This window comes from Tunturibacter gelidoferens (genome assembly GCF_040358255.1).
Taxonomy (GTDB): domain Bacteria; phylum Acidobacteriota; class Terriglobia; order Terriglobales; family Acidobacteriaceae; genus Edaphobacter; species Edaphobacter gelidiferens.
In genome coordinates, this window is sequence record NZ_CP132938.1 from 2,441,819 (window position 1) to 2,454,748 (window position 12,930).

Annotated in this window: 12 protein-coding genes; 6 read left to right on the top strand and 6 right to left on the bottom strand. The window is 61.0% G+C overall.

Annotated elements, in window-relative coordinates; genetic code table 11:
- Positions 1-117 precede the first annotated feature (117 nt).
- Positions 118-1,458 carry an amidohydrolase family protein gene (locus tag RBB81_RS10900; protein WP_353073705.1) on the bottom strand — a complete coding sequence of 447 codons (1,341 nt, stop codon included), beginning with the start codon at positions 1,456-1,458 and terminating at the stop codon, positions 118-120.
- 79 nt (positions 1,459-1,537) lie between these two features.
- Here RBB81_RS10900 and RBB81_RS10905 point away from each other — a divergent pair, with 79 nt between their 5' ends.
- Complete coding sequence (locus RBB81_RS10905) at positions 1,538-2,272, top strand: HEAT repeat domain-containing protein (protein WP_353073706.1); 735 nt, start codon at positions 1,538-1,540, stop codon at positions 2,270-2,272.
- A gap of 31 nt (positions 2,273-2,303) precedes the next feature.
- Here RBB81_RS10905 and RBB81_RS10910 read toward each other — a convergent pair whose 3' ends face one another.
- Positions 2,304-3,236: a hypothetical protein gene (locus RBB81_RS10910; protein ID WP_353073707.1), complete on the bottom strand. Its 933-nt coding sequence runs from the start codon at positions 3,234-3,236 to the stop codon at positions 2,304-2,306.
- A gap of 173 nt (positions 3,237-3,409) precedes the next feature.
- The gene (locus RBB81_RS10915) at positions 3,410-3,883 is read right to left on the bottom strand and encodes a hypothetical protein (RefSeq protein WP_179581945.1); all 474 of its coding nucleotides are present in this window, start codon (positions 3,881-3,883) and stop codon (positions 3,410-3,412) included.
- Positions 3,884-4,100: 217 nt separating this feature from the next.
- On the opposite strand from RBB81_RS10915, the gene aroC reads away from it, so the two are divergent.
- The 5 genes from aroC to RBB81_RS10940 all read left to right on the top strand — a co-directional run bounded on the left by aroC (position 4,101) and on the right by RBB81_RS10940 (position 9,041).
- On the top strand, positions 4,101-5,285 hold the full coding sequence (gene aroC / locus RBB81_RS10920; protein ID WP_353073708.1) for a chorismate synthase: 1,185 nt from the start codon (positions 4,101-4,103) through the stop codon (positions 5,283-5,285).
- Positions 5,286-5,825: a peptide deformylase gene (gene def / locus RBB81_RS10925; RefSeq protein ID WP_348641573.1), complete on the top strand. Its 540-nt coding sequence runs from the start codon at positions 5,286-5,288 to the stop codon at positions 5,823-5,825.
- A 214-nt stretch (positions 5,826-6,039) separates the two neighbouring features.
- Positions 6,040-6,972 (top strand): methionyl-tRNA formyltransferase, encoded by a 933-nt coding sequence (gene fmt, locus RBB81_RS10930; protein WP_353073709.1) that lies wholly within the window; start codon positions 6,040-6,042, stop codon positions 6,970-6,972.
- The gene (locus RBB81_RS10935) at positions 6,969-8,354 is read left to right on the top strand and encodes a transcription antitermination factor NusB (protein ID WP_353073710.1); all 1,386 of its coding nucleotides are present in this window, start codon (positions 6,969-6,971) and stop codon (positions 8,352-8,354) included. Before fmt ends, RBB81_RS10935 begins: the two co-directional genes overlap by 4 nt.
- Before the next feature lie 366 nt (positions 8,355-8,720).
- Entirely contained in the window at positions 8,721-9,041 is a 321-nt protein-coding gene (locus RBB81_RS10940; RefSeq protein WP_353073711.1) for a hypothetical protein, read from the top strand.
- Here RBB81_RS10940 and RBB81_RS10945 read toward each other — a convergent pair.
- The 3 genes from RBB81_RS10945 to RBB81_RS10955 all read right to left on the bottom strand — a co-directional run bounded on the left by RBB81_RS10945 (position 8,952) and on the right by RBB81_RS10955 (position 12,826).
- Positions 8,952-9,788 carry a PASTA domain-containing protein gene (locus RBB81_RS10945; RefSeq protein ID WP_353073712.1) on the bottom strand — a complete coding sequence of 279 codons (837 nt, stop codon included), beginning with the start codon at positions 9,786-9,788 and terminating at the stop codon, positions 8,952-8,954. The genes RBB81_RS10940 and RBB81_RS10945 overlap by 90 nt on opposite strands.
- A 210-nt stretch (positions 9,789-9,998) precedes the next feature.
- Entirely contained in the window at positions 9,999-12,320 is a 2,322-nt protein-coding gene (locus RBB81_RS10950; protein WP_353073713.1) for a TonB-dependent receptor, read from the bottom strand.
- 116 nt (positions 12,321-12,436) lie between these two features.
- Positions 12,437-12,826, bottom strand: a complete 390-nt coding sequence (locus tag RBB81_RS10955) for a hypothetical protein (protein WP_179581952.1) — start codon at positions 12,824-12,826, stop codon at positions 12,437-12,439.
- Positions 12,827-12,930 lie beyond the last annotated feature (104 nt).

Genomic DNA, 12,930 nt, shown 5'->3' on the forward strand with positions numbered 1-12,930 from the left:
CTGCGCTGCGGAATGACAACAAAAGGACAGGCAACGGCAAAAGCAAAGGGGAATACGGGGTTCTTCCCTTCGACAAGCTCAGGGTCAGAATGGCAATTGAAATAAACAACCGATGTCCTAGAACTTGTAGAGGGATTCGGCGTTTTTGTGGAGGACCATGTTGGCTAGTTCTGTGGCGCGGGTGTCTGTGATCTCGTTGTCGCGGAGCATGCCGGTCAGGGCTATGCCGAGGGACTCGCGGAGGTTGCGGTTGGCGATCCATGCGGCCTCTTCCCAGCCCATGGAGGAGGAGTAGGGATAGGCGTCGGTGGCGTAGAGGACTTTTTCGGGATAGAGCTCGAGCCACTCGCGCAGCCAGGCGGACATGGTGCGTGGGCTGATCATAAGGGATTGTTGCGAGAGGTCGAGGTAGACGTTGGGTTTTTGGAGGAGCGCTCCTATCTCGTGGACGAAGGGCCACCCGCCGTGGAGGAGGACGAAGTTGGTGTGACGCAGACGCGGGTCGTTGAAGAGAGGTTCGAGGAGGAGCGGGTTGTCGCCGGCGATGGAGAAGTAGCCGCCTCCGCCTGAGGTGGTGTGGAGGTGGACGGGGAGATTGAGGCGTCCGCACTCGACGGCGATGTAGCGGAAGAGGAAGTCCTGCAGGCGCTTGTATTGGGCTTGGTTGGGGTGCGGATGGTGGAGGAGCGAGGCGTAGATGCGGTCTGCTTCGGGTTGCGGGACGTCGTCGAAGCCGAAGGAGCGGAGGTAGGCGATCTCAAATTTTTCGGCTACCGCGCCGTTGGCTTTTTGTTGTTCGAGTAACGGGGTGACGAGTTGCTTGAGGTAGGCGTTGAGGGTGGGTGGGAGTGCTCTGAGGCCGACTTGTTGCAGATACTTTTTGCGTAGAGCGTCTTCGAGGGGGAAGAACTGTTTGCGGTCGGGGGTTGCGGCGGCGAGGGTGGTGTTGTCGAGCGGGAAGAGGAGGGTGTCGATGTAGGGGACCCAGCGGAAGCGCGGTGGTTGAACTCCGACGCCCATGGCGACGCGGTTGGCGAGCATGGTGGCGATGTTGGACTTGTCGAGGATGTAGGCGGAGTAGTTGGTGCCTTGTTTTGTGCGGATGCTTTCGCGGGCTGCTTCAAGCTGAGTGAGACCGGCGGCGTCGAGTGGAGGCTGGCCGTTGAAGTGGAAGAGGGTCTGCCATGCGTCGTGGAGCTTTGCTAGATCGGGACGCATGCCGACGGGGTCCGTGTACGGTTCCATATTGTCGACGGGGAGGGCGTCGAAGTTGCGGTCGGTGGCGTAGGCGGGCGGAGACAGCGTGGGGTGGGCGTGATTGTCGATGGCAGGGATTGTGGCTATTTGCGCGGCGAGGGTGGGGTCGATGGAGAGATCGCCGGATTGTGCGGGGGCCTGTGCGAAGGTGGCGAGGAGGAGGGTGAGGGTTGCGATGATGGGATGGCGCGAGGGGCTCATAGATTGTGGTCTTGATTTTACGGGGCGGCCGAAATCCGGGTGCTTGGTGTCTATTGCTATAGCAAACGGGGTGAATGGAATGGTCCGCGCTGACGATGTCGCTTCTCGTGTCAGGCTTGTGGTCGGAGTGTTGTTCGTTCTCGCTTCGGTTGGGAGCGGATTGTGTCAGGCTCCGGAGACATTCTCTCAGGCTCTAAGTCGTCATGGCATAGTTCTTACGAAGCCGTCTCTGATTGAGGCACTGAGGAATCCTGATAAGGAGGTGCGTGGGCTGGCTGCTGCGGAGTTAGCTGAGTGGAAGGCGACGGATAGTCTTCCAGAGATCCTGCGAGCCGGCGCGGCTGAGCGGAACGAGCCGACGAAGGTGAATATCGCTGCCGCCGCAACGTGGTTGGGCTCCTCGGAGGGGCTGGGATTACTCAAAGAGATGTGTCTGGATCAGACATTAGATTTTTACGTGCGCCAGAACGCAGCACGGAACGTGTTCGACAAGCGGGATCACGCCTGCTTCAGGGCAGTCGCCGATATGATGCTTCCATCGGCAAGTCCAGACAGTCGGATTGGGGCTCTGTATCTTCTCTCGCAACTCAATGACAGAACGGAAGAGGAGACGGGGGTTGTGCTTAACCTTCTGGTGGGAATGCTGACCGATGCCGATCTCCGGGTGAGACTGGAGAGTTGTGAAGGACTTCGTTGGCTCAAGAGGCCAGAGGCGATCGTACCCTTGCGCAATGCTCTCGCGAATGAACGAGAAGATATTGTTCGGCAGCGGATGGAGTCGACGCTGGATTTTCTTGGTAAACCACGGACGTGAGTTTGTTATTGAAATGGAAAGTTGTCACGAGTCACGACTGAGTTGCGTTGTCGTACCAGCGTAGAACCCGGAGAGCGCGCAGGGTGTTCCAGCGGCTTGCCCTGGCGATGCTGATCTCCATCTCCAATGGAATATGTTCGGGATGAAGGAGGTTAAGGGGCCAGCGTCCATTCTGATGGCTGCGCTCCTTCACGACTTCGATGGCTTCGCTGACGCGGCCGTCGGGTTTGATTCCCGCATCTCGCAGATAATCGAGTCCGCGCAAGACGTCGTAGTGCCAGAACGTCGGGAACGAGAAGCGCAGCCAGCGTTTGTTGATGACTTTGCCAGTTCGAAGCGAGCGGAACATGTGGCGCTCGAGCAGATAGTTTTCTGCACGCTTGCGGGCCCTGGTGATGGCCGCTGATTTGTTTCCTGCTCGTTCGTGTTCCAGCAGACCTTCGAGCACGCAGATGGTGGTGTGGAACGAAGAGCGCTGGCTTTTAGGCGCTTCGCAGTTCCAGCCGCCGTCTTCGAGCTGCTCGCGCAGGAGTTGATTGGCGAGTGCGTCGTTCGGTTCTTTGAAATAGGCGTTGATGCCGAGGATTCTGCCGTTGATGCACGGCTCGGTTTCGCCGTGAAGGAAGGGCCGATTGTTGAGCGGCTTGAACACGAGCCCCTTGTCGACGCGATCGATCATTTTGCGGGCTTGCTTGCTGGCGGGGTCGAGACCGAGGTCCTTGAGGACGACGAGACTCCAGAGAGTGATGAGATCCCACTTTGTCTCGCCGCCCCAGTCGCCGGTGGGAGATTGGCGTGCGAGAAGCTGGGCTCCCCAGCCTTCAGTTGCGACGCGCGACCGTTCGGCTGCGACAGCGTTGGGAGCTTCGCCGGTGAGGTCCCGCATGACTTGCCAACGGATGGCCGGGTCAGAGTCGAGGAGCCATCTGATGTGCGCGGCGCTGGGAGCATAATCCTTACGCATTGGTTTGTTATAGCAGGTGGTATGGAAGTTTTGACTGTGGCGAGCTGAGTTCAGACGGCTTCCTTGTCCGGCCGAATTTGGAGCAGGGAGCTGCGCGATTTGGGAGTGTTGCGTCGCGAAAAAGAAGTGGCCCGCTTGTGGAAGCGGGCCACGATTGCCTGGTTGGCTGGGGCTTAGTGATGGCCGCCGCCGCCGTGATCTCCGCCGCCATGGCTGCTGCCGCCGCCGGGGTGACCACCGCCTTGATATCCGGCGCTGTGTTCGTTGGTGGGTTCGTGGCCGGCGTTGCCGACGTGGCCTTGTGGGTCGCGGGCTTCGTTCGCCTGGAAGTGGTTGAAGGGCTGGGCGCCGCGCTCCGGCATTGGACCTGCGTATCCGTGATGAGGATCGTAGCGGTTGTCGACGTGGCCGTAGAAGTTGCCGTGACCGTGATACCAGGGGCCGGCGCCGATGAAGACTCCTCCGGTGAACCAGTCGGGTCCGTAGTAGCCGTACGGAGCACAGGGGTATGGAGCGTAGTCAAAGTATCCGTAAGGGCATATCGGAGCGGCTCCGATGCTGATGGAGACCTGGGCGGGTGCTACGGAAACGCTGCTCACCAGCGCAACGGCGAGAGCAGAGAGGGCGAACGACTTGCTTAGGGACATGTGTTTCTCCTGGATCACTTTATTTCGATTCCGGAGGAGAGGGGCGAGTTGTGTTTGCGGGACCGATTGTTCGTGAGATGGGATATCAGATGGAAGGAGCTGCTCGTGGCAGGGGTAGCCGGTGTAGCGCGTGAGGTTACGAATGCAATCGCGGAGTGGGTGGAATGGGTTGTTACAATTTAGGTTTGGGTGTTTGTTTCCTGAGGGATTGATACAGATGTTGCGATTTTCTACGGCGGGAGAGAGCCACGGGGAGAGCCTGGTGGCGACGGTGAGTGGGATGCCCGCGGGTGTGGCCGTGGATCAGGAGTTTATTGATCGCGAGCTGTGGCGGAGGCAGAAGGGTTATGGGCGCGGTGGAAGGATGCGGATTGAGAAGGATACCGCGCATATTCTGAGTGGCGTGAGGCATGGGAAGACGATCGGGTCGCCGATTGCGATGGTGCTGGCGAATAACGATTGGAAGAACTGGGTCGACATACTGCCTGTAGAAGTTGGGAACGCCACAAAGCATAAGGCTGTCGCTTCGCCGCGGCCGGGGCATGCGGATCTGGCGGGGAGTTTGAAGTACGACTTTCCGGATGCGCGGTATGTGCTGGAGCGGGCGAGTGCTCGGGAGAGCGCGGCTCGGGTGGCGGCGGGGGCTATGGCGAAGATGTTGTTGCGGGCGCTGGGTGTGGAGGTGGCTAGCCATGTGATTCGCGTTGGGAAGGCGGAGCTTGGGCGGGCGGCGACTTGGGAGGAGATTGCGGCGCTGCAGTTGAAGGATGAGGTCTTGTTGAACTGCGTAGATGCTGAGGCCGAGGCTCGGATGAAGGCTGAGGTGGATGCGGTGCTGAGGACGGGGGATACGGTGGGTGGGGTGTTTGAGGTGGTGGTGCATGGTCTGCCTCCGGGTGTGGGAACGCATGCGAACTGGGATGAGCGGATGGATGGTCTGCTGGCGCAAGCGGTGATGAGTCTGCAGGCGGTGAAGGCGGTGGAACTGGGGCGGGGGGTGACGGCGGCGGAGTCGGTGGGGTCGGCGGTGCATGATGCGATTGGGTATGAGGGTGCTCCTGAGGAGGGGCGCGGGTTTACGAAGTTTTCGCGGGAGCAGAATAATGCTGGGGGGATTGAGGGCGGGATTTCGAATGGCGAGGATGTGGTGGTGCGGGGGTATTTGAAGCCGATTTCTACGTTGCGGAGGCCGCTGGGGTCGGTGAGTTTTGAGACGCGGGAGCCGGTAAAGGCTGCGTATGAGCGGAGCGATGTGTGTGTTGTGCCTGCGGCTGGTGTTGCGGCGGAGGCGATGGTCGCGCTGACGGTAGCGCGGCTGGTGGTGGAGAAGTTTGGCGGTGACTCGCTGCGTGAGATGCAGCGAAATTTCAATGGCTATTGTGAGCAGATTCGAGCGTATTGAGTGACGGGAAAAGTGAGCGAGAAGAAGACGAAGATTCATGAGGTAGTGAAGTGGCCGGATCCGGTGCTGGCGAAGCCGGGTGCGACGGTGACGGTGTTCGACGCGAAGCTGAAGAAGCTGACTGAGGAGATGTTCGAGAGCATGTATGCGGCGCAGGGGATTGGGCTGGCCGCGCCGCAGATTGCGATCTCGCAGCGGATAACGGTGATCGATGTGAGCTTCAGGAAGAATCCGGAGGAGAAGATTGTGCTGATCAATCCGGAGATTGTGGAGCGCGAGGGCAAGCAGGTGGAGGAGGAGGGGTGCCTGAGTTTGCCGGAGATTCGTGAGAAGGTTTCGCGCGCGGAGTGGGTGAAGGTGAAGGCGCAGGATGTGACGGGGAAGTGGTTTGAGATTGAGGGGACGGAGTTGCTGGCGCGAGCGATGCAGCATGAGATCGATCATCTGGAGGGGGTGCTGTTTATTGATCGGTTGAGTCGTTTGAAGCGGGATCTGGTGATTCGGAAGATAAAGAAGCTCATCAAAAACGGAGAATGGTGATGGTGTCCTGCCGGACGGGCCCGCTACGCGCGGCGCGCCCACTTCGTGGGGGGTATACCTTGTCTTGGTGGGATGAGCGGCTTGGGTCCTCGCGATGCTCGGGCCGACCAGCGGAAGGATCTACGCGGATGATGGTGCCTTGACCGGTATACGCGTCACGAAGTGACCGCCCTCCGCGCAGGAGGCCCGTCCGGCAGGACAGAGGATTATCAAAATGAAATTAGTTTTTTGTGGCACGCCGGAGTTTGCAGTACCTACGCTTCAAGCCGTGATTGCAGCAGGGCATGAGGTTGCGCTGGTGGTGACGCAGCCGGATCGTGCGGCGGGGCGCGGGCTGGAGGTGCATGTTCCTCCGGTGAAGCAAGCGGCCGTGACACACGGTTTGCCTGTGGTGCAGCCGGAGAAGATCAAGAACAATCTGGAGTTGCGCGCGCGTTTGGAGGAGATTGCGCCGGATGCGATTCTTGTTGTTGCGTATGGGCGGATCATTCCGCAGTGGATGCTGGAACTGCCGCGGTTTGGGAATATCAATCTGCATGGGTCGCTGCTGCCGAAGTATCGCGGGGCTGCTCCGATTCAGTGGGCGGTGGCTTGCGGCGAGGTGGTGACGGGTGTGACGACGATGCGGCTGGATGCGGGTCTTGATACGGGCGATATGCTGCTGGCGGCGGTGTGCCCGGTGGGGTTGGAGGAGACGGCGGTGGATGTGTATGGGTGTCTGGCTCCGCTGGGCGCGGAGCTGATGGTGGAGACACTGAGGCGGCTGGAGGCGGGGACAATCTGTCCGGAGGAGCAGAACCACTCGCTGGCTACGCTGGCTCCGATTCTGAAGCGGGAAGATGGGCTGGTGGATTTTTCCCGGTCGGCGAAACAGATTTATGACAGGTGGAGAGGGTTTCAGCCGTGGCCGGGAGCACATACGACGCTGCGGGGGAAGAAGCTGATCGTGTCGAAGATGGGGATTTGTAGTGGGCGCTCGGTTGCTGCGGGGGAGTTGCTGGCGGACGGAGAACAGATGCTGGTTGGTTGCGGTAGTGGGACGGTGGCGGAGTTGCTTGAGGTGCAGATGGAGGGGAAGAAGCGGATGAGTGCTGCTGAGTTTTTGCGTGGGTATCAGGTGAAGAGCGGCGAACGGTTGGGGCTATGAAGGACGAGTCGACGTCTGGAGGAGGAAAACGGAAGCGGGGTGCTGGTGCGGGAAAGCCTGGTGCGGTGAAGGCGGTTTCGGGTAAGGCGGTGGTGGCGCGGAAGAGGCCTGTGTCGGCTGGGCCTACGGCTTCGGTGGAGGCTGCGGTTGCGAAGATAACGCCGGCTCGGCTGGCTGCGTTTGAGATTTTGAAGCTGGTGGGGGAGAACAAGGGTCATAGCGACGAGTTGCTGCATTCGCCGCGGGTGGATGGCTTGTCGCCGGAGGATCGGAACCTGACGACTGCGCTGGTGATGGGGGTGCTGCGATGGCAGATTGCGCTGGATGCGCGGGTGAGGGGGTTGCTGCAGAGGCCGGAGCAGAGGCTGGCGGAGCCGGTGGCGATTGCGCTGCGGATGGGGGCGTTTCAGTTGCTGCATCTGGAGAGGATTCCGGCGCATGCGGCGTTGAGTGAGAGCGTGGAGTTGTGCAGGGCAGCGGGGGAGCCACATGCGACGGGGATGGTGAATGCGGTGCTTCGGAAGCTGGCGGGGACGCAGAAGCCGGGAGTGCGGATGCATGAATCGGTAGCGGCGTTTGCGGAGAGGCTGGGGCATCCGCGATGGCTGGTGGAGCGATGGGTGGCGGCTTATGGGCGCGAGGCGGCGTTGAAGATCTGTGAGGCGGATCAGCAGGAGCCGGCGGAGGGTGGGATGTTTGTGGAGCGCGGTGGGGATTGGCCGGTGATGGATGATGGGTCGCGGCTGGTGGGGGAGATTGCTGCGGCAGCTATGCCTGAGGCGAAGAGAGTTTGGGATTGCTGCGCTGCCCCTGGGGGGAAGACTTTGATTTTGGCGAAGCGGTTGGGTGGTGCGGAGATTGTGGCGAGTGATGTGAGTGTGAAGCGACTGGCTCAGGCGGAGGCGAGGCTGCGGCGGTATGCGTATGCGGAGCGAGTTAGGTTTTCCGTGGCCGATGCGTCGGATGCTAAGAGTGTTGCGGGGGAGTTTGATCTGATTTTGTGCGATGTGCCCTGCTCGGGGACGGGAACGATGGCGGGGAATCCGGAGATTCGGCATCGGCTGAAGGTGGAGGAGTTTGTGCGGCAAGCGGAGAGGCAGAGGACGATTTTGAAGGGGGCGTTGAAGCGGCTGGCTCGGGGTGGGCGGCTGGTCTATTCGACTTGCTCGCTGGAGGCGGAGGAGTGTGAGGGTGTGGTGGATGCGGTTGTTGGGGCGGGTGGGGTGGTGAGGGTGCCGGTGGATGGGGTGATGGCGGAGCTTGCGGAGCGTGGGGTTTTGAGTGGGGAGATGGGTTCGGCGGTGCGGGATGGGGCGCTTCGAACGCTGCCTGGTGTGCATGGGGGCGATGGGTTTTATGCGGTGATGTTGGAGCGGAAGTAGGCGGTTGAATAGGTAAGGCGGTTTGCGCGGTGCGCGAAGGCCCACATCTCAAAATCGAGATATGGGCACCCGGCACCCAGAGGAGTTGAGTTCAGCGGTGAGAGATGGGGCGCTTCGGACGCTGCCTGGAGTGCATGGGGACGATGGGTTTTATGCGGTGATGTTGGAGCGGGCTTAAGAAGACGGTTCGCACTGCGGCGCCAGTGCCCTATTGCGATGAGACCGCGAAAGGATGGGGCACCCCGGGAATCGCTTCAGCCTAAGGAGTACAGGCAACGTCGGACATAGCTGGGGAATAACCAAAAGCAAATACAGGGATCCTTCGACTGCGTGGCTCACAAAATGCCGTGAGCCACTTCGCTCAGGATGACATGGTTTTTGTGTGGGGTGGGAGAAACCAGCCGCGGCAACGACAACAACAACAAAGACAACAACAAAGACAACAACGACGACAACAACAACAACAACGACAACAACGACAACACAAAGGATTGCTGGGAAGAGGAATACATTCCCATCCATCGCGATGAGACTGCGATGGATGGGGCACCCGATGGCTTGGGGCTGGTTGGGATTTCAAGAATAGGGAACAGACAATTAATCGGTGAGGGTGATGTGGACTGGGTCGCCTTTGACGACGCGGTGGCCGGCGGGTGGGGTTTGCGCGATGACGGTGCCGATGGATGAGACGGTGTGGGCGATGGGTTCGGTGAAAGACGGTGTGGTGGCGCTGGGTGGGGATTGAGATGTGAGTGGGGCGGAGTCTGAGGTGGAGTTGAGGTTGAGGTCTTCGGCGCTGGCGATGTGGAGGCCGGCGGATGTGGCTCTTGCGGCGGCGGCGGTGAGGGTGAGGCCGGCGAGGGAGGGCATGACGAAGGCTTCGGCGGAGCTGGTGGATTCGGGGTCGCTGAGGAGGAGGCTGACGCGGGGACGGTCCACACCGATGGCGTTGGGGGTGGGGGTTTGGGCGATGATGACGCCGGGTTCGCCGGGGGCGGCGATGTGGGAGACGGCACCGAGTTCGAGGCCGAGACGGCGGATGTTGATGGTGGCGGTGCGCTCGGTCTGGCCGAGGAGGTCAGGGATGGCGACTTGTTGCGCGCCGAGACTTTCGGTGACGCGGACGGGCCACTCGCGGCGGACGGTGAGCCCCGGGGCGGGGGATTGTGCGAGGACACGGCCGGGTGGGGTGTTGGGAGAGTAAAAGCGGTTTTCGAGGCTGAGGACGAGGCCCAGGGAGCTGGTCTGCTTGCTGGCTTCGGAGAGGGTGAGCCTGGTGAGGTCGGGGACCTTGACCTCGTGGCCGTGGATGGCGAGGCGCATGGTGATAAAGGCGGAGACGAGCGCGACAGTGAGCATCGCGAGGGCGCCCAGAACGATGTTGAAGAAGCGATTGATGCTTCGGGTGACTTTTCTGGGGATTCGGAGCTTCATGCGTTTTCAGAGTATATCTTTGTCCTGCCGGACGGGCTCCCTGCGCGGGAGGCGGTCACTTCGTGACTTGTGTACCTTGTCTTGGTGGGATGAGCGGCTTGGGTCCTCGCGATGCTCGGGCCGACCAGCGGGAGGACCTTGGTTGATGACGGTGCCACGACCGGTATACGCGTCACGAAGTGACCGCCCCGCGCGTCGCGGGCCTTTCTCTCAGTATTTGAAGCGGTAGCGTAGTTCGGCGAAGATCTCTCGTGGGTCGTTGAAGTGGAAGCCGCCGAAGGTGAGGCTGTTGTCAAGCAGCACGCGGCGGTTGGCTACGTTGGTGGCGGTGATGGAGGCGGTTAGTTTTTCGGTGAAGGTTTTGCCGATAGAGAGGTCGAAGGTGGTGTGTTGGGGCAGGTAGGGGTTGGGGTAGCGTGGGTCGGCTGGCGGGCCGTCGGGGTTGAAGCCACCGTTGGTGAAGCCGGAGCCGTAGTAGACGTTGGTGGAGGCGGTGGTGCGCCAGGGGAGGGTGGCGTTGAAGCCTACGTTGAGAGTGTTGCGCTGGTCGTGGTCGACGGGGGTGTAGTTGGGGTTGACGTCGCACTCGGCTGAGGTGGGAGGAGAGCAGATGAGGCCGCCGGTGATGGCTCCACGCTGCTCGGCGATCTGGTTGGAGTAGGCGAGGTGGGCCTGTCCGAAGTTCCAGAGACGCGGGCTGCGGAGGGTGAGCTCCCAGGCGCGGACTAGAGCGCCGTCGACGGTGACCGGGAAGTAGATGCTGGAGTCGCCGATGTTGGAGTGGTCGAGGAAGTTGTTGATGCGGGTTTTGAAGGTGTCGGCGTCGAGGAGCCAGCCACGGTAGGGGATTTGGACGCCAAACTGATGCTCTTCGTCGCGCTCGCCATGGAGTGGGGCGAAGCTGGTGCCGGAGCTGAGGGCGAAGTTTTGCAGGTTGCAGGTTCCGTCAGCGATGGAGGCAGCAGTGCAGCCGAAGGTGAGCAGAGGCGGGGGTTGGTAGAAGCGGCCGTAGAAGCCGCGGAAGACCCAGTTGAGTTTGGGAATGCGGAGAGCTACGCCGAAGCGTGGGGCGGTGTAGTTCTCGGTGAACTCGGCTTGAAAGTGGGTTTGGCGCAGGCCGGCGATGAGGGTGAGCCAGGAGGTGGGTTTGTAGTTGTCGGAAATGAACTCTTCGATGACGCCGCCGGAGGCTGAATCTGGCGTGGAGAAGGCGGGGGTGTTGGTGCCGTCGTTGAAGATGGCGCCGAAGAGGTAGTTGTCGTGCTGGCCGAAGGAGTAGAAGCCGGCCTGGAGGGTGTTGCGGGCGATTTCGGTGGTGATGTTGGCTTGCGCTCCGGCGTAGGTGGAGCTGCGGTCGGAGGTGGTGGCTACGGAGATGTCGTTGGGATTGGATTCGTAGTCGGCGCGGTTGTAGTGGAAGAAGGGTGAGACTTGCAGGACTGTGGCGGGGTTGAAGGTGTGAAGCCAGGAGAAGGCTACGGTGCCGTCGAGTTCGTGCTGGCCGTCGCGGAGACCGCTGGACTGGAACTGCTGGTTGCCCGGGCTGTTGGGGTCGGGGTCATAGGGGATCTGGAAGTAGTCGGCGCGGAGTTGGGTGATGAGGCGGAGTTGATCTTTCGGCGTGCGGTTGTAGAGGAGGGATGCGAAGCCGCCGTAGCCGTTGGTGGCGTCGTGGATGACGACTCCGGTGGGTGGGGAGAGGCCGTAGTCGCTGCGGTTGCCGGTGAGGCTGGCGTAGTAGGCGAACTTTTCGGTGTGGTCGCCGAAGTTGAGCTGGTCGTTGGTTTGGAGGAAGCTGCCGGCGCTGAGGATGAGTTCGGCCTGTCGGTTGCGCTCGAAGCCGGTGCGGGGGACTACGTTGAAGACGCCGTAGGTGCGGTCGCCTACGTCGGAGGTATAACTGCCGCGTTGAATTTCGATGTAGTCGATGTCTTTGGGGTCGATCTGCGCGCCGAGGTTGCTGGCGATGTTGGTGTTGGGGATTTGGACGCCGTCGAGGAGCCATGAGACCTGGTGGCCGCCGCGCATGTGGAGCATGTCGTGGGTGATGTAGGCGCCGGGGACGTAGTCGGTGATCATGGCGAGGGAGTTGGTGCGGTCGGCGCCGGGGGTCTGGGTGATGTCGTCGCGGCTGATGAGGGTGGTGGGGGTGACGGTGTTGATGTTGGCGGTGTTGGCGTCGGTGGTGACTGAGGTGGTTTGCTCGACGGTGCCGAGGTGGAGCTCGATGTGGAGGATGGGTGCGGTGTCGGAGGCTAACGTAAGGGATTGTTTTGCTGTATCGAAGCCTGGTTGCGAGATGGTGATGGTGTAGTCGCCGAGGGGGAGGGATGGAATGGTGAAGGAGCCGTCCTGCGCGGTGGTGGTGGATTTGGTGAAGGCTGAGTTTGCTGCGTGGAGTTCGATGTATGCGTTGGCGATGGGGCGGTGTTGGGGGTCGTGGACGACTCCGTGGAGCTGGCTGAAGATGGTGGCTCGAGCGGTGATGGCGGCGAGAGATGAGAAAAGACAGAGTAGAGCGAGCTTGCGCATGGGGCTTCGGACTTCCCTCGTCAGAGAGGCTGACGGAGTTGGAGCTGCGGAACGGGACGGCAGGGCGATGGCTCCCGTTTTGTTGCGGGAGGTGTGTCGGCTGCTGGTCGGGTCGCTTAGAGGGAGTAGGAGGGAGGGCCGCGCTTTTGGCGGGAGCGATCGAAAGCTACGCGGGCGCGGGCTTCGGTCTGGGTGGTGACGGAGGGGTGGCTTACGATCTCTGCAAAGATGAGGGAGGCAGTGTGGGACGAGAGATCTCCGTGCTGGATCGGAGTGACGGCCGCTGGGTATGCGGGGCACTTTTGCGGGATCGTCGAGACGTTGATGCTCGAGCTGGAGGACTCTGTCTGCTGCGTGTTCATCGTGCAGTGATGCGCGCCGTTCCGTCTGCAACAGGCCGGAAGATTCGCAGCAGTGCTGGCGGTAAGAGCCAGCAGGGGCGAGATCAGCGGTGAGCTGAAGAGGAGAAGTAACGTGATGGCGATGAGGCGTCGCACGGCTTTCATTGTAGCGAACCTTTGTCAACGGATTGTCACGGATGGCTCAGACGACTAAGCGGATTTGCTGTTGGTGCGGAAGGCAACAGCAGATTCCCTTCGGGAATGACAAC